We start from the raw sequence: 23,424 nt of genomic DNA on the forward strand, positions 1-23,424 counted from the left end.
ATCGTTAAAGAAAGGAGCTGATTGACCTCTGTTCATCAACTTCCTATTTACAGTGTTAATGGGCATCGCACTCATTGTGACTGGCATACATGCCATCAGAAATCCGCATTCATGGTGGTTCAGAAGAACGCGTGATGATATTGAACTCAGCGATTTGAGAATATGGCACTTTAAATTCATGGGCAAAATAGTTATAACCTTCGGCATTTTGGTTATCCTGATGAGCTTTCAGCATCTTTAAGTTTATTGAATCGGCACCTCGAATGCCTGCTCCATGACACCAGGGTAACTGCTTAACGTAAACGTCAGCGGCTGAGGGTAAACCCCAGGCTTAAGGTGAATATACTGCGTAATGAGGCTTACCTCAGTATCCGATGAGGATTGGGACGAGGCACTGAGCCCCCCTGCATCCTCATTGATCCTATGCTTTTTCCCCTCTCCATCCACAAACTCCGGCTCAATCGACACGCTGCCCATATGCCGGTCAGTCTGTTCTTCATATTCAAATGTCAGCGTATGCCCCGTGTACTCTCCGAACCGAAGGTCGCCGTCTGGTGAATGAATGACCTCCTTCTTATCCGTATCCACCACGAGTTTCATCTTCGAGGGGTCCACTGCCTGGAATCCGCTCGCTTTCAGCGTGATCGATTCCGGCTTCTCCAATATATTGCTGTCGAAGAAGTAAGTCATGTCTCCACCGCCGGCACCAGGCAAAAATGCGGAATCGCTGTTCAATTTAATCTTCTCGCCGTTAACCACGGCTTCCAAATATACATCCCATAAACCGGATACCTTCATCGTATTGCTGGATGGGATGTTTGCTTTCACGACGATACCCGCAGGAGACAACACGGCTTCTTTTAAATAGAACCGCTGACTCTCAATCTGCAGCATTTTGTTGAGCGGAATCGTGCTAATATACTTCCGGACTGTCTCCATATCAACGGATACGTTTATATCGATCACCTGCTCGTTCTCTGCTGAGGATTCATAAGCCGAATTTGTCGAATAGGGGGCGATCTTAAAAGATAACGTCAGTTCCTCAGGTATAGAGTGATTCTCACCCATATGAATGTAGGATCGGGAATGGAACAGCTTGTCGGCGCCGGGCTTAATCTCGTTTCCACCCGACGACCCAATACTATAAGGCAGCGGTTCGCTGGATCCCCGCTGCTTCATCTCCACCCCCTTTACATCTGCGGGATTCTCCGCACGGTTTTGGACCGAATAGAACACCTCCATCTGCTGGGAGCCTACAAGTATCCCGTTGACAGTTACCGTATAATCTCCCTTGGTCGCCGATTGATCCACCAGCTGAATCATGCCGTGTTTGTTAGCGGAATTCAGCGTAATATCTTCTCCGAAATCAAACCTGGTCAATGGCGGATACGGTCCTTGAGCCGCCATTTGCTCCTTGGGATTTACCAGCCTTTCGTTCCCGCTCCATACGACGAACAGCAGCGCAGCCGCAACGGTTACAGCCACGGCAGAGACGGTAGCCATTCGGGCTCGGCTCCGCTGCGTGCGCCGTCCTCTTCGCATCCCGCTTCGCACCGCCGCGTCCAATGCTTCATCGGATACAACCGCTTCGCTGATCTCCGCGTCCCTGTTCATCTCCTTGAGCATTCGCTCTTCCTTCTCAAACATGGAATATGGCACCTCCTGGCTCGATTTTTTGCCGCAGCAGCTTTAATCCTTGATGCAGCCGGGTTTTGACCGTACCCTCCGGAACATCGAGAATATTGGCGATATCGCTGATTGTCATGTCCTGATAGTATTTTAAAATCAGCACATGGCGGTATTTGGGCTTCATTCGGCTGAGCGCACGCTCCAGATCCAGCTTGCTGTCACTGACCATCTCGGCAGCTGTCTCCTGGCAGCGCACTTCTTCAACCGGAACCATGCGTTTTTTTCGTTTCTGCTCATCCACGCAGCAATTAATCAGGATCCGAATGAGCCAAGGGACAAATGCCTCCGGATGCTTCAACTTCCGGCACTTCATCCACGCCCGGCATACCGTCTCCTGCAACACCTCCAATGCGTCACTCTCGTTATGCAAATAACTGTACGCAATTCCATATAGGCGCCTTCGGTGCTCCGTCACGAGTGCATAGAACGCTTCCTCGTCTCCTCTGCATGCAGCAGCCGCAAGCTCATTATGTTCTATCATCCGATTACCCTTCCCCTTGTCCGACCTGCCTCGCTTGTTTACATCACTGTATATAAGACTGCAAAGCGATACAAACGGTTTTTATTTTTCACACAAAAAAAGCCCGCCCGGTTAGGCAGACTTGTGCGTATTTTGATTAACTTCGTTTTCTGCGTCCTTTAAAGAAATAATGATAACCAAGATAGCCGATGCCGCATAACAGCAGCATAAGCGCAGAAATCCAGATGACAGGAAGCAGATATGGCGTGTGCTGACTGGCTACATACAGAAGTACCGCGGAGAAGGCATACATCACCATCAGAAGTACGATGCGTTTGAAAATATCCATATCGTCCGCCCCTCACCCTTCATCTCAATAATCTACATTTTTTTCCGTATATCTATCTTTATGGTAACGCAAAACGATGAAAAGTGCACTCAAAATTTGGTAAATATATAAAAATTTTAGGGGTAATAAGAGCCTATCCATGAAAATGTAAAAATTTAGGCTTGATAAAACTAATAATATTAGTTATTATACTAACATAATTAGTTTTTAGTGAAAGGGGAATAATATTATGTTACAAACAACGATTGAGCACGTGACTCAAATTTCTTTTCTTCCTCGCCTTTTCCCGATAAATGTCTATCTTGTAGAAGAAAGCGACGGCATTACGCTGATTGATGCTGGTATGTCATTTTCCCAAAAGGGAATCCTGCAAGCGGCAGCCGCTATAGGTAAGCCCATCACCCGGATCGTGCTGACCCATGCCCACGGCGACCATGTCGGGGCGCTCGACGGGTTAAAGAAAGAGCTTCCGAATGCGTCGGTCTACATCTCGCGGCGTGATGCGCTGCTGTTGAAAGGAAACGCGGAGCTCCAGCCTGGAGAATTGCAAACTCCGATTCGCGGAGATATCCCCAAGAACATAACCACCGTTCCGGACGTGCTTCTGGGTGACGGGGATTCCGTTGGTTCGCTCAAGGCGATCGCCACTCCCGGACACACGCCGGGGCATATGGCATTTCTCGATGAGCGCAGCGGTATACTGATTACCGGCGATGCTTGGCAGACACGGGGCGGATTAGCCGTATCCGGTGTGCTCAAGCCCTGGTTTCCCTTCCCTGCCATGGCGACCTGGAGTAAGGAGCTTGCCTTGGAAAGCGCCAAAGTGCTAATCGCACGAAAGCCCGCCGTTCTGGCCGTCGGCCACGGCCGGATGCTAAAGAATCCTGTCGCTGCCATGCAGAAGGCCGTTACGCATGCGGAATCTACAATTAGGAGGAATGCAAAATGAGTCCGAGACCCGGAATCGACCGGCTTCAATTGCTTCAAACCGCTGCCGAACTGGCGGATCAGGATGGACTTCATGCCGTGACCTTGGCCGCGCTTGCAGGTAAGCTGGGCGTTCGGTCGCCTTCCCTGTATAACCACGTAGACGGACTGCCGGGTCTGCATGCTGCCCTGATGCTGTATGGCCTCCAGACATTGCATGATCGGCTGCTGAAGGCTGTCGCCGGCCGGTCTGGTGAAGATGCGCTGCGTTATGTATGCCTTACCTATGTCGACTTTGCCAGATCTCACCCTGGATTATACGAAGCCGCATTGCAGCCTCTCCGTCCGGAACAACAGGAGGCGCAGCAAGTAGGCAATCAGATTGTCGAGCTTCTGCTCCGAATCTTGGCTCCCTACCAGCTCACTGAGCAGGAGGCGCTGCATGCCGTGCGGACACTTCGCAGCCTGTGCCATGGCTTCTCATCTCTGGAACGCGGGGGTCAATTCGCTATGGATCTGAATGTAGATGAAAGCCTGGATTTCATGATTCGAATTTTCATCGATGGGCTCCAACCTTAAACACAGCCGCCGCCAACCGCGCTGATCCTCCCCGCTCCTGCCTGATTTTGCCTGGCATCAGAATGTGCTATAATCAAAAGGAAGCACATTTCATGTCATTTTATTTATGGAAAGAGGTTCTGAATTGTGGTTAATTTCGATTCCCCAATTCTTCAGATAGGCTCTACGATTGCGATGCTGGTTATGGCACTGACCGTTATTTTCATTCGGATGAAAGCGAGCAACCGCCCCGTCACAATCAAGAAGATCATCATCCCTCCTGTCGCGATGAGCACGGGGTTTCTGATGTTCGTTGAGCCGCAGGTACGCATCCCTATATGGTGGGCGGGAATTGCCTTTCTGGTGGGCTGGTTCATCTTCTCCTATCCACTGATTCGCAGCACCAAATTTGAGAAGGTCGATGGCCAGATCTTCATGCAGAAATCGAAAAGCTTTGTTTACATTCTGCTCGGTCTGCTGGCTGTCCGGCTCCTGCTCCACGGATACATTGAGCAGCATATTTCCATCCCGCAAACCGCGGCGCTGTTCTTCATGCTGGCTTACGGCATGATTGTCCACTGGCGCATCTCGATGTATCGCCAGTATCAGCAATTTACGACACCAGGAACGGCTATATAGCGGACATGTACCATCGTTAACTATATGAGTTGAAACTAATGATTCTTAGCGCAAAAAAAGAGTGCCGATGTTCACGCAAACCGGACGGCTGTACCCGTCCGGCCGCGAAGCTCCCGTATGAGGAGTTTCACGAAGTCGTGAATCCGACACTCTTTTATTATATATATCAACAGACTAACTTTGCTCCTCGCTTACCTTCACCAGCTGTTTCCCGAGATTCTCCCCGGAGAAGAGCCCCAGAAACGCCTCAATGGTCTTTTCGAAACCGTCGACGATATGTTCGGCGTACTGAATGTTGCCATCCCTCAGCCATTCGGCCAGCTCATGCAATGCCTCATTGTACCGACTGGCATAGTCGCCGACCAGGAAGCCCTTCATCAGTGCCGTATTGGTCAACAGCAGGCTCTGAATTCTCGGGCCCGTATCGGGTTTTTCCAGGTTATAGAGTGCGATTTGGCCGCATATCGGGATCCGTGCATTTTTGTTGATCAGACGCAGCACCGCATCCGAAACCTCACCGCCGACATTGTCAAAATAGATGTCAACCCCATTCGGGCAAGCTTCGGCTAAAGACGATGTCAGATCTTCGGTCTGGTAATTGATCGCTGCATCAAACCCCAGCTTCTCCGTCAGGTACTTGGTTTTCTCGTCAGAACCGGCAATACCGATCACCCGGGTCCCTTTGATCTTGGCAATCTGCCCGACAATCATGCCAACCGCGCCTGCGGCACCCGATATCACTACCGTCTCGCCTTCCTTCGGCTGACCGATATCCAGCAGTCCGAAATAGGCCGTCAAACCGGTCATCCCCAGTACGCCCAAGGCAGTCGATACAGGCGCCAGATCCGGGTTGACCTTACGCAGCGTCCCGGTCCGCACGGCGGCAAAGCGCTGCCAGCCCCATGTTCCTGCAACAAAATCGCCTGCCCGATAGGTCGGATCCGTCGATTCCATGACCTGCCCTACTGCGCCTCCAGCGATAACCTGTCCTACTTCGTAGGGTTTCGCATAACTCTTGGCATCGCTCATTCTGCCCCGCATATACGGATCCACCGACAAGTATACGGTCCGTACCAGGACTTCCCCAGCTTGCGGAACGGGCAAAGGCTGCTCTTCCAATATAAAATCCGACTTATCCGGCATGCCTTGCGGTCTTTTGGCTAGTATAATTTGTTCGTTCACAGACATCTGAGTACCCTCCTTTTAAAAAAACCGTCATCCTATCTTTACCCATTTTGTCCGTTTACAAATTTCCTAGCCCTAAGGCCAGACCCGTTAACGACCAGTATCCTTAACTTTTAGGTGCATTTTCAATTCCGAGGGTTCCGCTCAAAATTCAGTGCTTCCGCCATGGGTTGAATACCTGAGGGGATCGGTTCATCCAGGACTTCACCCTGCCTGCTATCCCAACCTTTATCTGCTCTTAACGAGCAAATTAACGGCATCCTGCACAAGCTTCTCCGTATCCTCACCATTCTCTTCGGCCTTCCGTACACAATCCACCAGGTTGGAGCTGACGACAACGCCAATGGTTCGGTCGATGGCCGTACGCGAAGCGGATAATTGCGTGATGACCTCCCTGCAGTCCTTGTTCTCCTCCATCATCTTCAAGATGCCGCGAAGCTGTCCTTCAATCCGCTTGATCCGGTTTTTCATCTGATCGTCGTATTGCATATGACTGTCCTCCTATAATACGTATCTGCACTGTCAGGCTTGTCCTTGTCCCTGTATTATACAACAAATGCCCGCTCTTTCCTTGCGACCTGTACCGCCCGGCGGTATCCCGCTTGAAAACCCGCATCCTGTCTGCCTCGTTCCAGCATAGGATCAGCGACTTCGACTTGGGGCTTGAATACGCTCAGAGCGCGTGGTATATTTTTAATCAGCTAATGAATTCATAAGCAACCAGATTCAAATCTCATAATCTAAAGGCAATGTTATCTTACAAAGGTACAACCTCGGCTATTCATAGTCCTGGCTGTGCCTTTTTTTAATTTACCTACTTAAGGAGGAATTATCGATGTTCTTGGAAGCCATCTATCACCGTCCGCGCAAAAACTGGTCCTATGCTTATAACGACACGACCATCCATCTCAGAATCCGCACCAAAAAAGACGACCTTACCGAAGTGTACGCCCTCGCAGGCGACAAGTATCTGTGGGATCAAACGATGGAATACATTTCGATGACCAAGCTGTCCTCGGATGAAATGTTCGATTATTGGGAGTGCGAGGCAACCCCTCCGTACCGCCGTTTGAAATACGGCTTCCTGCTCCAGCAAGGCGACGAGAAGCGCTGGATGACCGAATATGACTTCCTGACGGAGCCGCCGGCCAATCCGGACCGCCTGTTCGAGTACCCGTTCATCAATCCGGATGACGTTTTCCACCCGCCGGCATGGGTCAAGGACGCGATTTTCTATCAAATCTTCCCGGAACGCTTCGCGAATGGGGATACAAGCAATGACCCGGAAGGCGCTTTGCCTTGGGGCAGTGCGGAACCGACACCGAAGAACTTCTTCGGCGGTGACCTTCAGGGGGTTATCGACCACCTCGACCATTTAAGCGAGCTCGGCGTCAACGCGATTTATTTCACGCCGCTGTTCACCGCAACGACGAACCATAAATACGATACCGAAGACTATATGGAAATCGATCCGCAGTTCGGCGACAAGGACACGCTAAAGAAACTGGTCGATCTGTGCCACGCGCGCGGAATCCGCGTATTGCTGGATGCGGTCTTCAATCATTCCGGCAGAACGTTTGCCCCGTTCGTTGACGTGCAGAAGAACGGCATGAACTCCAAATATAAGGATTGGTTCTACGTTCGCTCCCTGCCGCTGGAAGTGGTGGATGGCATTCCGACTTACGATACGTTTGCTTTCGAGCCGCTGATGCCAAAGCTGAACACGGAGAATCCGGAAGTCCGGGCTTACCTGCTCAAGGCTGCCGAGTACTGGATCAAGGAAACAGGCATCGACGGCTGGCGCTTGGATGTAGCCAACGAGGTGGGACACAGCTTCTGGCGCGAATTCCGCCAAGTCGTGAAAAAAGCCAACCCGGATGCTTACATCCTTGGCGAAGTGTGGCATGAATCCTCCATCTGGCTGGAAGGCGACCAGTTTGACGCCGTCATGAACTACCCGTTCACGAATGCCGTACTGGATTTCTTCATCAACCGTACCGCCGATGCTGAGAAGTTCTCATTCATGCTCGGCAAGCAGCTTGCCGGCTATCCGAGACAAGCCAGCGAAGTCATGTTCAATCTCCTTGACAGCCATGATACCGCAAGACTGTTAACGCAGGCGAACGGCGACAAACGCCTGATGAAACTGGCCGCGATGTTCCAGTTCACGTATTTCGGCACGCCTTGCATCTATTACGGCGATGAAATCGGCATGGACGGCGGACACGATCCGGGCTGCCGCAAATGCATGGAATGGGATGAGTCCAAGCATGACAAGGACCTGTTCCATTTCTACCAAACGCTCATTAAGCTCCGCAAAGAGCATTCCGCTCTCCGGACGGGAACCTTCAAATTTTTGAAGGCCGAGAAGAACGGCGGCAAAATCGCTTACCTGCGTGAGGACGACAACGAAACGATCCTCATTGCCGTCAACAACGACAAGGCGGGCAACACGATAACCGTCCCTGTGCAGGACCAGCAATGGACGAACCTGTGGAACGGCGAAGGCCTTAGCGCTAAGCAGGGTCAGCTGACCGTGAAGCTGCCTGCTTACGGCTTTGCGATCTTGAAAGCCGGGCAATAAAATCAAACTCCCTTTGAATGCCATATGGCCCGAGTTGCGGCCGGCATTCGAAGGGAGTTTTTTTATCCCAGCAAAAATTGATCCGCCAAAGTAAAGAGCAGAATCGTCAAGCTAATCACCTGATTCAGGTTGTAGGAGGCGAGGTGCATCCGCCTGCGGCTGGAAGGCTTGATGATACGATGCTCCACGGCAAGCAGCATCACCGAAACGGCAATTCCCGCCAAGTAGAGCCAGCCTAAACCTTGGATAAAGTAAAGTGAGACCAGCAGGATGACCATAATCCCGTGCAGCATTCTGGAAATGAGCAGTCCGCCCTCTAACCCAAACGCACGAGGAATGCTCCACAAGCCGGTGCTGCGGTCGAATTCGATATCCTGCGTGGCATAGATGATATCAAAGCCTGCAATCCACAGCATCACGACGGTACCGATGATAAAGGGAATGAAAGCGAATTGCCCCGTTACGGCAAACCATGCCCCGATCGGAGCCGAAGCGATCGTAAAGCCCAGGTACAGATGGCACAGCCAGGTGAAACGCTTCGTGTACGAGTACGTGCAGATCAGCACGATCGCTGCCGGTGAGAGTCCCAAGCAGAGCGGGTTCAGCATCCCTGCCGCGAGAATAAAGATGGCAAAGTTAACGACAACAAATACGTGCACCTCGCGAGGCAGCAGGAGCTTTCTTGGCATATGGCGGTTCGCCGTTCTCGGGTTGGCCGCATCGAACTTCAAATCGACGACCCGATTGAAGGCATTGGCCCCATTGCGGGCGGCCACCAGCGCTATCAACGACCACAGCATGACATGCCATGACGGCACGCCGCCCGCGGCCCAGATCATGGAAATGATCGCAAAGGGCAGCGAGAACAGCGTGTGGGAGAACATCACCAGTTCTCCGAACATTTTGGTCTTATGAACGACTTTATACATCATCTGCATCCGGATCCAACCTCATTCGTTTACGTTTGGGATAACCCTGCCAGCACCTTATCCAAGGCACGGAGCATCGCTTCGATCTCTTCCTCCGGGATGATCATGGCCGGCTGAAAGGCCAGCACGTTTCGGCCCACCCCATTTTTGCCGATAATAAATCCTTCATCCTTCATGCGCTCCAGAATGATATCTGTCCATACTGCGCTCTCCTCGTCGGTCGCTCCCCGGATTTCGGCTCCGGCCATAAACCCTTTGCCTCGGACATCAGCGATAAGCTCGTACCGGCCCTGCAGCTCCCTTAAACCTTCGATGAGCCGCCCGCCAACGCGCTGGGAACGCTCTATCAGGCCCTGCTGTTCGATGTAATCCAAGACGGCAAGCGCCGTGGCGGATGATACCGGGTTGCCGCCAAAGGTCGAGGCTGAAGGCCGATTCAGACTGGCGGCGATCTCGTCCGTCGTGGAAAAGGCACCGATCGGCACGCCATTGCCCAGTGCCTTCGCCATGGTAAGAATATCAGGCACGATGCCGTAATGCTCGATCGCGAACATGCGCCCCGTGCGGCCGCAGCCCGTCTGAATTTCGTCGGCAATCAGGAGAATGCCGTGCTCCTCCAGCATCGCCTTCAGCTCACGGAAGTACCAATCCGGCGGCACGATCATTCCCCCGTTGCCTTGGATCGGCTCCACGATCATGGCGGCGAAGGTGTCTCCCTTCGCAGCGAGCACACTCGCCAACGCATCCAGGGAGCGGCGGGCAGCGGCATCCTGATCCATGCTAGGATCATAAGGTCGTGGAATAAACGTAACCACGTCCTCATCCAGAAAGTCGTCGGCTCGCCACATCGGGATGCCGGTCACGTTCATGGTCAGGAAGGTGCGGCCATGAAGGCCGTATTCCAGCGCCAGAAAATTGCGGCGTTTCGTGTGCAGACGAGCGACAAGCAGCGCGCCTTCATTCGCTTCGGAGCCGCTGTTTACAAAGAACGTTCGCTTTAGGTTAACGGGCAAAACGCCTTTTGCCAGCCGCTCCGCAAGATCTGCCATAGGCTGGGTAAGGTAAATGGTTGACGTATGCTGCAGCGTCTGCAGCTGTTCGATCGTTCTTACGGTAATTGCTTCATTGCAGTGGCCGCAGGCGACAACCGACACCCCCGTAAAGAAGTCGACATACGCTTTGCCATCATGCCCGAAGAGTTTATGCATCTTGCCGCTGATGATCTGGGGCGGCTCTTTATAGAAATTGGCGGTGCAAGGGTAGCCGTACTCCCGACGCTTTGTCAGGATAGCTTCCGGACCGATATACGTCTGATCTGCATGCCTCATGGATATTCACCTCTTTGAATTGTTCTCTTTTTTCCCATGTTCCGGGAAAATACGTCAAACGGATGACCTATATCGGGTTAATCCTCATACTCCGTTTCGAAGCTCATACTTCCGTCAGCTCAAGCTGCATGGCATGGCCGAATTGGAGCGAACCCAGCGTATAACCGGCATAGATCGGTGTCATGTCTTGATACAGCCTGCCGCATGCATCCAGGTTCAGGGCAGCTTGACGATATATCCGCACCAGGCCGCGAAGCTGCTCCGTCGTACACGTCTTCCCTTCAATGCGGAAGTGATTCACGCCCGCTTCGTGCAGCTCCTTCAAGAACGGCATGAAGCAAAGCTCTTTCGCCAGTGCCAAGTGGTTACGCCCAGCGGCATCCCGGTATACTGGGTTCTCCCCTTTATCCGTAAGCAGCACGAGATGACGGTTATCCACGAACCGATTATCCTCTTCAGCTATGGGCTCAAACTCTGCCGCATTTGCGTACAGGTCATGCTCCAGATACATGACGATGGGCGATCCGTGGACGATGACCTCGAGGGGAATCTCCGGATGACGCAGCAATTTCGTCAAATCATGGAGTTGAAGCTCAAGGGACGGATTGATTCGGGATATGCCAAAATGGTCCTGATAAAACGAAGCCGCCATATGGTTGTATATATTCAGGCTGAAATCGGCAATCATCGACAGCCCTAGGAATTGAAACTTGTGCATGGCACCGATGTTGGATGCAAGCAGGCCATCCAGGCCATAAAACTTATGCTTTTTCCCCTCGACGAGGAAATGATGGTACTGCTCCATATGCAGCTCATTCATCATGCGCGGCATGCCAAGAATAATTTCGGCATTCCCTTTATTCGCCGTCAAAGCTTCGATATCTTCACGGCCGAAAGGAAGATCCGGCTGGAATACGTCGCCTGTCAGATAGATGACGTCCGCCCCTTCTTCTATTGCCGCTCGGGCCTGCTCAACCGTGTTGACATGCACCGTAATTTGCGGAATCGACGGGCCCGGCTGCTCCCGCTTCGCATGACGAAGCGACTCCTTCACCTGGAGCACCCGCTCCTCCTTCATCTCGCGTTCCGCGGTAGGCGTGCTGAACACCTTCCCTGTACTGTAAAACTTGCCTGTTCCTTCATAACGGCGATTGATGAACGCTAGTCCCGGCTTGCCAAAGGCATAAGCGGTCGTGAAATCGCGCTTCCGGTTATTATGCAGCGTATCCGCCCCGTCTTCGCGGTTAAAGCCCAGCGGATCCGCAATGTAACGATCAATGGCATCTCCGTAAGAATTAACGATCATCAGCAAAAATTCGACGTCTCGCATGCGTCCTTCAATTTTAAAGCTGGTAATGCCAGACTTGATCAGCTCCGGAATATGCTCGTACATATACATATCTTTTGCCGCAAGCGGGTACTCGGTAGGGTAGAGGTAGCCGTCTTTTTTCACCCGATAATCCCAGCGGCAAGGCTTCATGCATCGTCCCCGGTTGGAGCTGTTGCCGAACAGCATGGAACTGTACAGGCAGTTAGCGCCGTGAACGGTACACATATCGCCGTGCACAAAATACTCGAACTCCATTCCGCTCTTAGTGTGCAGCACCTCCGCCGTCTTCAGGTCCATCTCCCGGGAAGCCACGATGCGGGAAACGCCCAATGCTTTGACGGCTTCAATCATCTCCAGATTGTGCACATTCATCATGACCGAGGAGTGAACCGGAATATTGGTATAGTTCATCTCCTGAATCAGTGGAAATACGGCCAGATCCTGCGCGATAATGGCATCCGGGCCAATCTCGTTCAAAAAGGCGAAATAACGCTTCGCTTCTTCGAGATCCTCCTCATCCATCAGGTTGTTCACTGTAATGTAAGCTCGTTTACCGCGCTCATGGGCCAACTGGACGGCTTCTCTGACTTCCTCATAACTTAAGTTATAGCCCTTGCGCATCATGCGCATATTCAAGGATGGTCCCCCAAAATATACGGCATCGCAATTTGCGTCAATGACGATTTTGAATATCTCAAATGTTCCGGCAGGAGCCAACAGTTCCACTTCTTTACCGTTAAAATAACGAGCCACAGTCCGTTCCCCCTCATCCGTAAAGCTGTTTTTTTCGATTGTAACATAATTCACAAATAACATTAGTGAATTAATTCACAGTAAAAATCACAATGCGCTTCCAGCCCGAGAAGCAACTTAAGATCCGATTCTATTTTTATATTGACCAATTATTCATTCAATACTAAAATAAGTCACATCAAGCGCTGTAAATGATTGGATATTGATTAGGTATTCTTTCGTGAAGGAATGAAGATTCTATGCCACGCTCACCCAGCGAGAACGAACGCATACGCCAGATGGCGAAAGAGAAGATTTTAGAAGCCGCCATGGATTTGTTTATCCATCAGGGCTACCATGCCACTTCCATTAGTGATGTAGCCAAGCAAGCCGGCATTTCCAAAGGGCTGCTCTATAACTATTTTTCAGGCAAGGAAGGACTGCTTGCCGCTATGGTCGAGGAGCGAATCGCAGGCGTTGCCGAAGTTATAGAGAATGCCGCTTCGCTCCAAGCACCGGCAGATCAGCTGAAATATATTTTGGAGCAAGCCATCGACAACGTCGATCAGCAGCCGGAAGTATTCCGTTTTTACTTACATCTTCAAACCCAGCCCGAGGCGGATCAAGAGCTGTTTCCCTACAGCAAGCGTCTTGTGGAAGAGGCTGCACGGCAATTTGAGACTCAGTGCCGCATATTCGAAAGCCTCGGGGTTCCCGAGCCGCGCAAGCGCTCCTTGTACTTTTCTTCTACCCTTCAGGGCATCATGCTGATGATATCCACCTATCCCCAGCACTTCCCCATTGAAGAAGTGAAGGAGCAGATGCTGAAGGAGTTTTGCCCGTAACGAAAAAAGAGCCGAGGTTTACCTGTATTTCAGGATTCCTCGGCTCTTTGCTGTACGGAACTTGATCTTCGCACGCGAAAGGGGATTTGATTTTTAGTTATTTTGAATCACGCCATCAACGGGAAACAGCACATGGAAGGTCTCACTCTCTAGATCATGCCCCTCGCCGGCAGCCCTTCGGATGATAGGCAGCCTCATCACATTGATCATGGACATGATGCGCATGAACAGCTAACTTTTTCAACTTTTTCTCTTCCTTCATGTCCTTAATCAGTTATGCTATGAATAACAGGATCAAAACGTACGTGAGGAGGAAAAAAACGATGGCTATTCACTGGCTGGAACCGGATATCGCCGAGTGCACCCGAAGAGGAATCGCCTACTTTACGTCGGAGCTGGAGATGGCGAATGGCCTGCCCTGCAAAATGTACCGCATTACCGAAAAATTCGGGAGCTTGTCCGATCATATGCACGATTATCTGCAGATCTGGTATGTCAGCAAAGGCGAATTCATCCATACACTCTATGGGCAAAAATACCGGATGGTCCAGGGCAATATATTCGTGCTCCCTCCTTACAGCGTCCATCGCGTGGAGATGGTCCCCGGGAAAGAACTGGAGGTGCTGGGGTGCGAATTCATGCCGGCCTTCATTAATGAACGATTGGAGGGAATGCCGGCTGAACCGCAGCTGTTCGACATTTCCTTTATCAAGCCTTTTGTCACGACCGAAGACCGTGTCCCGCTCAAAATCACCTTAACCGGCGGCAGCGACCTCGCCGTAAAGGAGCTTCTGACCGAAATGCTGAACGAGTTCGGAGGCCGTGGCCCATTCTTCGATATTCTGCTGAAGGCCAATCTGCTGAAGCTGCTGGCCATCGTGAACCGCGAGCATGCCGAGCAAGGCAAGCATACAGCGGTAACCGCGGGCAGCGCCCCGTACCGTGAGCCCATTTTGGAATCCGTTCAATATATTCACGACCATTACGACCAGCCTCTATGGCTGGAGGATCTCTGTGCGCGGACGATGATGTCTCGGACGAACTTTTGCCGACGGTTCAAGGAGGTGACCGGCTGGACCTTCAGCCAGTACTTGGCCAACTACCGGATACGGATGGCCATGCGGCTGCTGACGGAGCCCGAGCTCACGGTAACCGATGTATGCTTCAAGGTCGGGTTTAACGAGCTTCCCTACTTCTGCCGCATTTTCAAGAAATACACGGGAACGACACCCGCCTACTACAAAAAGAACGCTTTTAAAACCGTGGATTAACACCCCCGGTACGATAATCCAATAAATAAACACGATAGTGAAATCGAAGCGATCGTTCACATGCTATACTCGGGGCAAGCAATAACGAAGAATCAAGCGACAGGCTTATGTCATCACAGCATCATCAATCCACGATTTTGGAGGAGAACCGATGAACAAAATTACAATTGCCGTGATTGGCTGCGGCACGATTGCGAACAGTGCCCATATTCCCGCCTACATGGCCAACGAAGATGCCGAGATCAAATATTTCTGCGATATCGTGAAAGATCGGGCCGATGCCGCCGTCGCCAAATACGAATGCGGCCAAGCCATCGAAGATTACAACCAGATCCTGAACGACCCTGAGGTCGACGCGGTATCGATCTGTACGCCGAATGACGTTCATTCTTCCATCGCCATCGATTGCTTGCGGGCAGGTAAGCATGTATTATGCGAAAAGCCGGCAGCCCGCACCTACGCGGAGGCGCTGGAAATGCAGAAGGTTCAGCACGAAACGGGCAAGACGCTGAATATCGGGGTGGTCAACCGCTACAATGAAAGCGTAAACAGAATCAGAAAAATGATCCAAAACGGCGATCTCGGCGAGCTGTATCACGTATATGCCAGCTTCCGTTCCCACCGCTCGATCCCGGGTCTCGGCGGCGCCTTCACGACCAAAGCCATTGCCGGCGGCGGCGCGCTGATCGATTGGGGCGTTCACTTCCTCGATGTCGTGATGTACTGTACGGGCGATCCGAAGCCGAAGACCGTCTCCGGCCAGGCTTACTGCAAGCTGGGCAAAGACATGGAGAATTACACCTTCCTCAAAATGTGGGCAGGTCCGCCGAAATATGACGGCACATATGACGTCGACGATTTTGTCACGGCCCTCGTCCGCACGGAAGGCCCGACCATTTCCCTGAACGGCGCATGGGCGCAAAATATCGGCGCCGAAGAGATGTTCATCGACTTCCTCGGCGACAAAGGCGGCATCCGGCTGAAATACGGCGCGGACTTCACCTTCTACACCACGGAGGACGGCGCATTGATCGAAACCACGCCGAAATTCAATCTCGGCAGCATGTTCCAGAATGAGATCGACGGGTTCATCCGCTGCATTCAAACCGGGGAGAAGCAGCCTTCGCATATCGATACGGTCATCCTCTCCTCCCAGATCATCCAGGCGATTTACGACTCGTCCGACCAAGGCGCGGAGGTTTCGCTGCAGCCCGTTGCCCAGAACAGCCTGTAACCTATAGTTCGAACGCCAGGGAGGCCCTTTTATCATGAAAAAAATCGGATTCATCGACCTGCATCTGGACCAATTCCATGCAAACAAATATCCCGGTTGGATTGAGCAGGCATCGGAACATGCCATGAAGGTCATGTACGCCTACGGCAAGAGAGACAAAGAGAGCGGGCTCACGAACGCTGCCTGGAGCAAGGAGTTTGACATTGAGCTGCTGCCCACAATCGAAGAGGTGGTGGAGCGCAGCGATTACCTGATCGTGCTGTCCCCGGATAACCCGGAATTCCATGAGGAGCTGTCCCAGCTTCCGCTGCAATCCGGCAAGCCGACCTATATCGATAAAACGTTCGCGCCTGACCGGGAAACGGCTATCCGCCTGTTCGATCTGGCAGCAAAGCATGGAACGCCGATGTATTCGACGTCCGCCCTGCGTTTTGCCAGCGAATACAATGAGCTGGATCGAAGCGATATCCAAACGATCAGCAGCTGGGGACCGGGTGCCTTCGCCAATTATTCGATCCATCAAATCGAGCCGATCGTCAGCCTGATGGGGGCCAGCGCAAAGCGGGTGATGTATATCGGCACGCCTGACTCCCCAGCCCTGCTGATTGATTTCGGGAACGGACAGCAGGCCACCGTGAATCATCTCGGGGATAACTGTCCTTTTACCTTAGGGATAAAGAATGGCGACGGGGGCTTCAAACAGGTCACCGCCAATTCGAATTTCTTCGCCCTGTTCATCGAGAATCTGGTGAACTTCTTCGAAACGGGCAAGCCCGCCGTCAATCCCGCAGAAACGGTCGCCGTCATCACAATCATCGAGTATGGATTGAAGGCCGCTGACACCCCTTATGTGTGGGTGGATTTGCCTCAATAGCAAAGCCAAGGGTTCGTTACACATAGGAAAATAAAAAAAGAGCTGCTCCAACAAGGCCAAAAGGGCCCGGGGCAGCTCTTTGTCATGAGTCAACCGGTTTTTCAAGTTCTGAATGATTACACTTCTTTCCGCTGGAAATAGATGAAGCCCGCGAGAAAGAACAGTAGAAAACCGCCAACCACGACGGTCATGAGGCTTTCAAACGGCAGGTTGAATGCGCCGAAATCGGCTTGACCCGCCGGCATCATCGCCAGAAACGGCTGCGTCCACGGATAGTAAGGGGCATACGTCTGCGAGTTGGCCACCAGCATGTTCGGTATGGTAAAAACGACGTTCAATGCCAGCGGAGCGGCAAAGCTGCTCCAGGCCGTGGAGACTCCAAGCTGCAGCGCAGCCAGCGGCAAGCAAGCAACCCAACCGCCAAGCAGGCAACGCAGCAGCATTTCCCACGGAATCGGAGCATCCACCTTGTGGATCAAACCGGCTCCCAGCACGGCTCCCATGAACAGTAACTGCACCACGGCAAGCAGCATGGCTACCACCGAGAACTTCGCAAAATAGACGGCGCCGCGTGAAACCGGCAGGACGAGCAGCTGCTTCCATCCCCCGCCCGAATGCTCATACCGACATACCATGGCACTAAAAATGCCCGTCAGAATCGGGAGCAGCAGCATCGCATGCAGAATGATCATAATGCTGATCAGATACTCCCATGGCGCAAGCTCCTCAGGCTTTCCATTCAATATGCCCAGCAGCATGACCAGGATCGCGCACAGGAAAATCTGGGGCCACAATTTGGATTTGGACAGCTTAAGCCATTCTGCTGACACCGCTCTTATATAGGATGCCATCTTAATCCACATCCTTTCGGTTAAAATGAATCAGGCCGGCGCACGTTATCACTGCGCCCAGCAGCAAACCCGCTCCGATGACCTTGGCTTCTCCCGGCCCCATGTAAGCCAGCAGCGGCCACTTTAACGGCATCCAATCAGGAAATTGCATGGCAAACATCGATACAACGGAGGCGGTGATCCCGATTCCAACAGCGATGCCCTGGTTCTTGAGCGTCAATGACATCCACAGCTGAAAGGCCAGCATCGGAAGCGCAGCAAATAATTGCACAAAACCGATGCGCAGCAGATCTAGATAAGGCATTTGATCTGCGCCCATCCCCAGTATGATGCCAAGCACGGCGGTACTGATCGACAAAAGGAGACAGGATACGCAGAGAATGAGGAAGGCCTGTACGAACTTGGCGCTGAATACCGCCGTTCTGGAAATAGGCAATGCCAGCAGCTGTTTCCACGAGCTCAGCTGATGCTCCACGTTGGCCATCAGCGAGCAGACCAGCGTGATCCCAAGAAAGAGGGCAATCGGTACAAAAAACAGCACGTTCTCGAGCAGCCCGCCCCAGGGATCGGCCGCGTAGGATTTCATCAGGTAACCATAGCGAAGTCCGAAGTTCAGCCCTTGCATCGCTGCCAGCCCGACGGGACCGAGCGCAGCGAGAAACCAGATGCCTTTGCCCCGGATCTTCAGCCAATCGGCGGAAAGCGCACGGAACATCATACCCGGCTTCCCTCCCCTACGATCTGCATGAAGATATCCTCGAGCGACCTCCGCTGCTCTTCCACCCGGTATACCGCATGCTGATTCTCCACGAGCCGCTTCACGAGCAGCGCAATCTTCGCGTCCTGCATGCTTTCCAGCTCCAGCATCTGATTACGCAGAACTCCTTCACAGCCCAGGTCCAGCGCCAAACCGAGTGCTAACTCCGGCTCGGACACCGACAGACGGAAACCGCTGGAAGCCGTGGATACCAGATTGTCGATCGTATCCTGGAACACCATCCTTCCTTCACGGATAATGCCGACTTTGTCCGCCATCTGCTCGACCTCGCCCAGCAGGTGACTGGATACCAGCACGGTAATGCCGTATTGGCGCGGCATATTCTTGATCAGCTCCCGGATTTCATGTATGCCGGACGGATCCAGTCCGTTGGTCGGCTCATCCAGAATGAGCAGCTCCGGATTGTTCAGCAGGGCAGCCGCGATGCCAAGACGCTGCTTCATCCCAAGCGAGTATCCCTTGACCGGGCGCTTGGCCTCCTTCGTCAAGGAGACGATCTCCAGCACTTCCGAGATGCGGGACTTCGGTCCGCCGGTAATCCGGCGAATCGCTTCCAGATTCTCTACGGCCGTCAAGTGACCGTAATAGGATGGGTACTCCACGAGCGATCCGGTCCGGCGCAAAATGTCCATTTTGTCGCTCTTCAAATCCTTGCCGAACAAATGAATCGCACCACGCGTCGGTTGAATGAGTCCGAGCAGCATGCGGATGGTCGTTGTTTTCCCGGCGCCGTTCGGTCCAAGGAAGCCATAAATGTCGCCGCGTGCGATCTCCAGGTTCAAATCCACGACGGCTGCGCGCTTTTTATATATTTTATATAAGCCTTTCGTTTGAATGACGAGTTCCGTCACGTTCATCACCTCAGGTAATATCCTACCTGTCCAAGGTTAAATGCCGGTCGGCCTCAAGTTTAAATTTACTTTAAAAAAGCTGGCAGCCTATCCAAACGGTTACTTCGTGAAAATAGCTAAGAGTGACTTGCTGCAGCTAAGGCCGCTCCGGTGCCGGATCGTTCCTCCGATCGCTGTTAAATCCAGGAAACTGTGAATATACCCAAGGGTGGTTTCCCGGATTTAAAGGCGAACGCTTCGCTTCTCCAGCAACGATTCCGACTCCTCCGCTGGTGCATTTGCATGAGTTCAAGAGATTTCTTCACATAAGCTAATGTGCATCAAAAAGTCTGCATTCGCATTTGCTTCTGTCGGCTGGCTAAGCTAGAGAAATCGCATCGATTGCATACTATCTCCACCGTTTTAACAAGTATCCCGAATATGATATAATAACCTGGCCGAAACGCTTATTGCGTCCGTACAGGAGGGCTACCTGACGCTGATGATGGCATGCCAATCACTCTTCACTCTCATCGATCGATTCACCGTTACGATTGGAGCGTGGTTAACTATGAATTTGAATGTTCTCGTTCATTTGGATATCAGAATGGATCTCTCTCTCAGTCTAGCAGCTGTAGCCTGCCTTGCTTATGAACCCAGTTCACTGACGAGCTCGTGAAACTCGAGCGAAAAGCAATGGTACGAAGACGCCTTATAGGGCGTCTTTTTCTGTTATTGCGAAGCAAAAAAAAGAGGAACCGACCATCATGCCGGCTCCTCTTTTTATATACTCGATCTAGACTTCATCCATTCCAGGTAGAATGCTTGATAGCCAAGCCCTTGATTCCTCACCGCTTCCAGATGCTGATCCTCGTCCCCTCATCCGAGCTTTCCACCTGGCATTCAAGTCCCATTTCCCTTGCCAGGTGATCCACGATGGCCAGGCCGATGCCTGTTCCTTTGTTGCCGGAGTCGCTTTCGATTCCCGGTCCCTGATCCGAAATGACAAGCACGCCCTCAAGCCCTTCTCTCTCCTCGGTATGAATACCGATGTACTGCCCGGATTTGGCGTGGCGGACGACATTTTGAAACAGATTATCAAGAAGTCGTCGGAACCACAGCACATCCACGTACCAGCTAATCGGCTCGGCACGCAGCTGAATGTCCGGTTCGATCCCCGCCTTCTCCCATACCGGATACCAGGCAGCCGCGCTTTCCTTGACGATTCGCAGAACGTCGGTAGGTTCCATGTTCAGCTGCACTCTGCCGCTGGTGAGCAGGTTGTAGGACAACAGATTGTCGATCAGACCGCCTAAATCCGCGATTTTCGCTTCGATGAGTGACAACGATGCTTTCCCCCTATCGCTCAGCGGCTCCCGCTCCATGGAGAAAATATGGCTTCGAATCACCGTCAGGGGGGTTCTCAAATCATGAGACAGATTGGCAATCAGCGACTTGCGCAGCTCTTCTTCCTCGCGCTGGCGGCGCTGGCCCTCCTCTAATTGGATGACCATATCGTTATAGCCCTCCTCCAGCTGCCCAATCTCGTCATGCTTGGTTAAGGTAACCGGCTGCGGTATGCCCGTCACCGTATGAGGAGACGTCATAGCAGAACGAAGACGCAGCAGCCGCTTGCGAATACGCACGAAGAACAGCCAGGAAACCAGAATGAACAGTCCCGACATCAAGGCCATAAACAGGCCGTACAGCGCCGTTTCGCTGGCAATAGGCTGCTGGACATTGATGTATTTTCTCGGCAGCTGCATGACCATAAACCCTTCTCCCGATCCCTCTCCCCCGATAAAAGCCACGGATGTGAACGGGTCCCCATCCAGGGAGTTTTTCATAAACTGCACGGTATAGAGCGCGCTCCATACCTTGGGAACGTTAGGCTGTGCAGGCAGCTGCAGTCTGGTCTCATTGCTGCCGTCCACCCAAAACATAGAGATTTCCGGGTACTCCTTGCGTATCGAGATCAGCTTCTGCTCAATGGCCTCCGGCGAGGCTCCGCTTAATCCGGCTGCTTCCTCATGCCACATTTTCTCTAACACGTTACCGCTGGTATACTTCCCGACAGGGGCCGGCGGCCGATCCGAGAATGCGTCATTCACGAACCAGTAAAAAATCGACGCTAACGGAAATATGATCGGCATGAATATCATCGCCATCGAGATTAACAGCAGATATCGGTTGGTCAGCGAATTGCGGAACCTTCCCTGCTTCCTTCTCCATCTCATGCTCTCACCCGATAACCAAGCCCGCGAACCGTCTCAATAATCTCCGGGTTGGCAGGATCCCGCTCCAGCTTCTCGCGCAGATACCGGATATGGACCATGAGCGTCTTGTCTCCCTCGATATATGACTCTCCCCAGACCGACTCATATATTTGCTCCTTGGTCATGACACGCCCCTGGTGCTGGAGCAGATACATAAAGATTTGGTGCTGTTTACCGGTCAGCAGCGTCTCCTCACCAGTATCCTCGTTCACGATCCGATTCTCGGCTTCATATACGGATAAGTGTTTCACTCTCATGGGCTCCGCGGATTTGACAACGGAACGACGCAGAAGCACCTCGAGGCGGGCAGCCAGCTCGTCCGGGTGAAAGGGCTTCGTCAAGTAATCATCGGCGAACTCAAGCCCCTGCAGCTTATCGTCAATGGAGGTTCGGGCCGACAGCATCAGGATAGGCAGTCCGGTATAGGCCTTTTTGAGACGCTGCCCGATTGTAAAGCCGTCAAGCCCCGGAAGCATGACATCCAGAACAACGACCGCACACGAAGCTGCTTCCTCTACGGCCTTCTCTCCACTCAGCAGCCACCGCACCTCATATCCCTTGTCCCTGAGAAATTCACTGACCCACCCGCCGATCTCCCGGTCGTCCTCGATATATAGAATGCATGCGCTCATGATCCATCTTCCTTTCTCGTGCAAATAATCATATCTCCTTAAAAGGAGCTCGTTGGATCCTTCAAGACAAAAAAAGACTCCCGTATCTATGTAGGTATACATTGATCCATCATTTGTCATTGTATCATGGGATCCCCGGCGTGCATGCATCTGATTCGCTAACCCGGCAATCCGTAATGCAGGCTCAGCTGCCTTGCCTTCTCCCTCAGCATATCAACGATCTCCGGAGGTTCAATGACTTTCGCTTCCATACCCAGACGCAGGAAGATTTGAGCGACATATTCAAGATCATTGCCATCGATGGTTGTATCCACAATGCCCCGGTGCTCATCTTGCATGGCTACCTCGTTCTCCAGCCACGGAATGCTCTCGCACTGTCTCGCCCCTTCCCTAGTCAGCTCTGCATACAATCGAACCGGCTCCCGAATGGGGTAGTCCTCAAGCCACTCTTGCATGCTAATGTCCGCCTCATAGGTGTTATCGGTCAGGGCTAAGGATTCCATTCGGTCCATGCGGAACAGGCGCACCCCTTCCTTCCCATGCTCCACCGCGGGCATATACCATAAACCATCCTGGGCATAAACGCCGATCGGCAGCACTTCCCGGTCGCTCGTGCCCGATTTGGAACGATAGCTGATCCGTATAGCCCGCTGATGAAGAGCGGCTTCAATGACGTCTTTTAGATAAGGGGACCCTGCGGTTCTGCTTGGACTCCAGAAGGTCAGCACCGATTCCAGGCGGCTGATCATCATTTTGGTATCCTCCGGAAATCCGGCCAGCAGCTTGCGGGAGGCAGAGCCGATATTCAGCTCAAACGGCAACGAGGTATAACGCTTCAAGGCTTGAAAAGCAAAAAATATAGCAAATACTTCATCTTCATCGAACAGGATCGGCGGAAGAACGCGACTCTTCAATGTACGGTATCCCCCGTGCCGCCCTTGCTCCGTATATAAGGGAACGCCCATATCGCTGATCTCGGTAAGATACCGGTGCGCCGTGCGAACGGAAACGCCGAATTCATCGGCCACTTCCTGAGCGGTAAAGCTCCTTTTGGCATTGACATACATGATGACATCCATAAGCTGTTTCGCTTTTGACATAATACCCACCTCACACGTTATAA

The 23,424-nt window shown here is 52.3% G+C and carries 22 protein-coding genes; 8 read left to right on the top strand and 14 right to left on the bottom strand.

The features are described 5' to 3' along the window. Window positions 1-243: 243 nt before the first annotated feature. The 3 genes from ACQKPA_RS11235 to ACQKPA_RS11245 all read right to left on the bottom strand — a co-directional run bounded on the left by ACQKPA_RS11235 (window position 244) and on the right by ACQKPA_RS11245 (window position 2,498). Window positions 244-1,647 carry a DUF4179 domain-containing protein gene (locus ACQKPA_RS11235; protein WP_427492183.1) on the bottom strand — a complete coding sequence of 468 codons (1,404 nt, stop codon included), beginning with the start codon at window positions 1,645-1,647 and terminating at the stop codon, window positions 244-246. Continuing rightward, window positions 1,640-2,170: a sigma-70 family RNA polymerase sigma factor gene (locus ACQKPA_RS11240; RefSeq protein ID WP_427492185.1), complete on the bottom strand. Its 531-nt coding sequence runs from the start codon at window positions 2,168-2,170 to the stop codon at window positions 1,640-1,642. The genes ACQKPA_RS11235 and ACQKPA_RS11240 overlap by 8 nt, the downstream gene beginning before the upstream one ends. A gap of 136 nt (window positions 2,171-2,306) precedes the next feature. Next, window positions 2,307-2,498, bottom strand: a complete 192-nt coding sequence (locus tag ACQKPA_RS11245; RefSeq protein WP_071222164.1) for a hypothetical protein — start codon at window positions 2,496-2,498, stop codon at window positions 2,307-2,309. A gap of 229 nt (window positions 2,499-2,727) precedes the next feature. On the opposite strand from ACQKPA_RS11245, the gene ACQKPA_RS11250 reads away from it, so the two are divergent. The 3 genes from ACQKPA_RS11250 (at window position 2,728) to ACQKPA_RS11260 (ending at window position 4,622) form a co-directional block, all read left to right on the top strand. Beyond that, window positions 2,728-3,447, top strand: a complete 720-nt coding sequence (locus ACQKPA_RS11250) for an MBL fold metallo-hydrolase (protein ID WP_427492187.1) — start codon at window positions 2,728-2,730, stop codon at window positions 3,445-3,447. After that, the gene (locus tag ACQKPA_RS11255; protein ID WP_427492189.1) at window positions 3,444-4,004 is read left to right on the top strand and encodes a TetR/AcrR family transcriptional regulator; all 561 of its coding nucleotides are present in this window, start codon (window positions 3,444-3,446) and stop codon (window positions 4,002-4,004) included. The genes ACQKPA_RS11250 and ACQKPA_RS11255 overlap by 4 nt, the downstream gene beginning before the upstream one ends. Window positions 4,005-4,130: 126 nt before the next feature. After that, the gene (locus ACQKPA_RS11260; protein WP_427492191.1) at window positions 4,131-4,622 is read left to right on the top strand and encodes a cytochrome c biogenesis protein CcdC; all 492 of its coding nucleotides are present in this window, start codon (window positions 4,131-4,133) and stop codon (window positions 4,620-4,622) included. Window positions 4,623-4,796: 174 nt separating this feature from the next. Here the strand turns inward: ACQKPA_RS11260 and ACQKPA_RS11265 are convergent, their stop codons facing one another. Together ACQKPA_RS11265 and ACQKPA_RS11270 are read right to left on the bottom strand one after the other, a co-directional pair. Next, window positions 4,797-5,810, bottom strand: coding sequence for an NADP-dependent oxidoreductase (locus ACQKPA_RS11265; protein WP_427492193.1), 1,014 nt, complete (start codon window positions 5,808-5,810; stop codon window positions 4,797-4,799). 225 nt (window positions 5,811-6,035) lie between these two features. Next, on the bottom strand, window positions 6,036-6,296 hold the full coding sequence (locus tag ACQKPA_RS11270) for a metal-sensitive transcriptional regulator (RefSeq protein WP_071222173.1): 261 nt from the start codon (window positions 6,294-6,296) through the stop codon (window positions 6,036-6,038). Window positions 6,297-6,642: 346 nt separating this feature from the next. On the opposite strand from ACQKPA_RS11270, the gene ACQKPA_RS11275 reads away from it, so the two are divergent. Next, window positions 6,643-8,391: an alpha-glycosidase gene (locus ACQKPA_RS11275; protein ID WP_427492195.1), complete on the top strand. Its 1,749-nt coding sequence runs from the start codon at window positions 6,643-6,645 to the stop codon at window positions 8,389-8,391. 62 nt (window positions 8,392-8,453) lie between these two features. Here the strand turns inward: ACQKPA_RS11275 and ACQKPA_RS11280 are convergent, their stop codons facing one another. The 3 genes from ACQKPA_RS11280 to ACQKPA_RS11290 all read right to left on the bottom strand — a co-directional run bounded on the left by ACQKPA_RS11280 (window position 8,454) and on the right by ACQKPA_RS11290 (window position 12,731). Then, window positions 8,454-9,329: a UbiA-like polyprenyltransferase gene (locus ACQKPA_RS11280; RefSeq protein WP_427492197.1), complete on the bottom strand. Its 876-nt coding sequence runs from the start codon at window positions 9,327-9,329 to the stop codon at window positions 8,454-8,456. Between the two features lie 20 nt (window positions 9,330-9,349). Next, window positions 9,350-10,648, bottom strand: a complete 1,299-nt coding sequence (locus ACQKPA_RS11285; protein WP_427492199.1) for an aspartate aminotransferase family protein — start codon at window positions 10,646-10,648, stop codon at window positions 9,350-9,352. 103 nt (window positions 10,649-10,751) lie between these two features. Further along, a complete protein-coding gene (locus ACQKPA_RS11290; RefSeq protein WP_427492201.1) occupies window positions 10,752-12,731 on the bottom strand; it encodes a peptidase U32 family protein in 1,980 nt (659 codons plus the stop codon). A 239-nt stretch (window positions 12,732-12,970) separates the two neighbouring features. On the opposite strand from ACQKPA_RS11290, the gene ACQKPA_RS11295 reads away from it, so the two are divergent. The 4 genes from ACQKPA_RS11295 (at window position 12,971) to ACQKPA_RS11310 (ending at window position 16,934) form a co-directional block, all read left to right on the top strand. Then, entirely contained in the window at window positions 12,971-13,555 is a 585-nt protein-coding gene (locus ACQKPA_RS11295) for a TetR/AcrR family transcriptional regulator (protein WP_427492203.1), read from the top strand. 323 nt (window positions 13,556-13,878) lie between these two features. After that, window positions 13,879-14,826, top strand: a complete 948-nt coding sequence (locus ACQKPA_RS11300) for an AraC family transcriptional regulator (RefSeq protein ID WP_427492205.1) — start codon at window positions 13,879-13,881, stop codon at window positions 14,824-14,826. 151 nt (window positions 14,827-14,977) lie between these two features. Next, entirely contained in the window at window positions 14,978-16,060 is a 1,083-nt protein-coding gene (locus ACQKPA_RS11305) for a Gfo/Idh/MocA family protein (protein ID WP_427492207.1), read from the top strand. A 34-nt stretch (window positions 16,061-16,094) separates the two neighbouring features. Beyond that, on the top strand, window positions 16,095-16,934 hold the full coding sequence (locus tag ACQKPA_RS11310) for a hypothetical protein (protein ID WP_427492209.1): 840 nt from the start codon (window positions 16,095-16,097) through the stop codon (window positions 16,932-16,934). 116 nt (window positions 16,935-17,050) lie between these two features. Here ACQKPA_RS11310 and ACQKPA_RS11315 read toward each other — a convergent pair whose 3' ends face one another. The 6 genes from ACQKPA_RS11315 to ACQKPA_RS11340 form a co-directional block, all read right to left on the bottom strand. Next, complete coding sequence (locus ACQKPA_RS11315; RefSeq protein WP_119850190.1) at window positions 17,051-17,785, bottom strand: ABC transporter permease; 735 nt, start codon at window positions 17,783-17,785, stop codon at window positions 17,051-17,053. A gap of 1 nt (window position 17,786) precedes the next feature. Beyond that, on the bottom strand, window positions 17,787-18,503 hold the full coding sequence (locus ACQKPA_RS11320; RefSeq protein WP_427492211.1) for an ABC transporter permease: 717 nt from the start codon (window positions 18,501-18,503) through the stop codon (window positions 17,787-17,789). Then, entirely contained in the window at window positions 18,500-19,420 is a 921-nt protein-coding gene (locus tag ACQKPA_RS11325; RefSeq protein WP_427492782.1) for an ABC transporter ATP-binding protein, read from the bottom strand. The genes ACQKPA_RS11320 and ACQKPA_RS11325 overlap by 4 nt, the downstream gene beginning before the upstream one ends. Before the next feature lie 821 nt (window positions 19,421-20,241). Continuing rightward, window positions 20,242-21,630: a sensor histidine kinase gene (locus ACQKPA_RS11330; RefSeq protein ID WP_427492213.1), complete on the bottom strand. Its 1,389-nt coding sequence runs from the start codon at window positions 21,628-21,630 to the stop codon at window positions 20,242-20,244. Beyond that, window positions 21,627-22,301 carry a response regulator transcription factor gene (locus ACQKPA_RS11335; RefSeq protein ID WP_427492215.1) on the bottom strand — a complete coding sequence of 225 codons (675 nt, stop codon included), beginning with the start codon at window positions 22,299-22,301 and terminating at the stop codon, window positions 21,627-21,629. Before ACQKPA_RS11335 ends, ACQKPA_RS11330 begins: the two co-directional genes overlap by 4 nt. A 158-nt stretch (window positions 22,302-22,459) precedes the next feature. After that, window positions 22,460-23,401: a helix-turn-helix transcriptional regulator gene (locus ACQKPA_RS11340; RefSeq protein WP_427492217.1), complete on the bottom strand. Its 942-nt coding sequence runs from the start codon at window positions 23,399-23,401 to the stop codon at window positions 22,460-22,462. Between the last annotated feature and the right edge of the window lie 23 nt (window positions 23,402-23,424).

This window comes from Paenibacillus sp. NPDC093718, from assembly GCF_050279985.1.
In the GTDB taxonomy this organism is placed as follows: Bacteria; Bacillota; Bacilli; order Paenibacillales; family Paenibacillaceae; genus Paenibacillus_AQ.

Excerpts from the sequence above, each read along its gene's own strand:
- ACQKPA_RS11235 (WP_427492183.1), bottom strand. The coding sequence starts at position 1,647 with ATGTTTGAGAAGGAAGAGCGAATGCTCAAGGAGATGAACAGGGACGCG.
- ACQKPA_RS11240 (WP_427492185.1), bottom strand. The coding sequence starts at position 2,170 with ATGATAGAACATAATGAGCTTGCGGCTGCTGCATGCAGAGGAGACGAG.
- ACQKPA_RS11245 (WP_071222164.1), bottom strand. The coding sequence starts at position 2,498 with ATGGATATTTTCAAACGCATCGTACTTCTGATGGTGATGTATGCCTTC.
- ACQKPA_RS11250 (WP_427492187.1), top strand. The coding sequence starts at position 2,728 with ATGTTACAAACAACGATTGAGCACGTGACTCAAATTTCTTTTCTTCCT.
- ACQKPA_RS11255 (WP_427492189.1), top strand. The coding sequence starts at position 3,444 with ATGAGTCCGAGACCCGGAATCGACCGGCTTCAATTGCTTCAAACCGCT.
- ACQKPA_RS11265 (WP_427492193.1), bottom strand. The coding sequence starts at position 5,810 with ATGTCTGTGAACGAACAAATTATACTAGCCAAAAGACCGCAAGGCATG.
- ACQKPA_RS11270 (WP_071222173.1), bottom strand. The coding sequence starts at position 6,296 with ATGCAATACGACGATCAGATGAAAAACCGGATCAAGCGGATTGAAGGA.
- ACQKPA_RS11275 (WP_427492195.1), top strand. The coding sequence starts at position 6,643 with ATGTTCTTGGAAGCCATCTATCACCGTCCGCGCAAAAACTGGTCCTAT.
- ACQKPA_RS11280 (WP_427492197.1), bottom strand. The coding sequence starts at position 9,329 with ATGCAGATGATGTATAAAGTCGTTCATAAGACCAAAATGTTCGGAGAA.
- ACQKPA_RS11285 (WP_427492199.1), bottom strand. The coding sequence starts at position 10,648 with ATGAGGCATGCAGATCAGACGTATATCGGTCCGGAAGCTATCCTGACA.
- ACQKPA_RS11295 (WP_427492203.1), top strand. The coding sequence starts at position 12,971 with ATGCCACGCTCACCCAGCGAGAACGAACGCATACGCCAGATGGCGAAA.
- ACQKPA_RS11300 (WP_427492205.1), top strand. The coding sequence starts at position 13,879 with ATGGCTATTCACTGGCTGGAACCGGATATCGCCGAGTGCACCCGAAGA.
- ACQKPA_RS11305 (WP_427492207.1), top strand. The coding sequence starts at position 14,978 with ATGAACAAAATTACAATTGCCGTGATTGGCTGCGGCACGATTGCGAAC.
- ACQKPA_RS11310 (WP_427492209.1), top strand. The coding sequence starts at position 16,095 with ATGAAAAAAATCGGATTCATCGACCTGCATCTGGACCAATTCCATGCA.
- ACQKPA_RS11315 (WP_119850190.1), bottom strand. The coding sequence starts at position 17,785 with ATGGCATCCTATATAAGAGCGGTGTCAGCAGAATGGCTTAAGCTGTCC.
- ACQKPA_RS11320 (WP_427492211.1), bottom strand. The coding sequence starts at position 18,503 with ATGATGTTCCGTGCGCTTTCCGCCGATTGGCTGAAGATCCGGGGCAAA.
- ACQKPA_RS11325 (WP_427492782.1), bottom strand. The coding sequence starts at position 19,420 with ATGAACGTGACGGAACTCGTCATTCAAACGAAAGGCTTATATAAAATA.
- ACQKPA_RS11330 (WP_427492213.1), bottom strand. The coding sequence starts at position 21,630 with ATGAGATGGAGAAGGAAGCAGGGAAGGTTCCGCAATTCGCTGACCAAC.
- ACQKPA_RS11335 (WP_427492215.1), bottom strand. The coding sequence starts at position 22,301 with ATGAGCGCATGCATTCTATATATCGAGGACGACCGGGAGATCGGCGGG.
- ACQKPA_RS11340 (WP_427492217.1), bottom strand. The coding sequence starts at position 23,401 with ATGTCAAAAGCGAAACAGCTTATGGATGTCATCATGTATGTCAATGCC.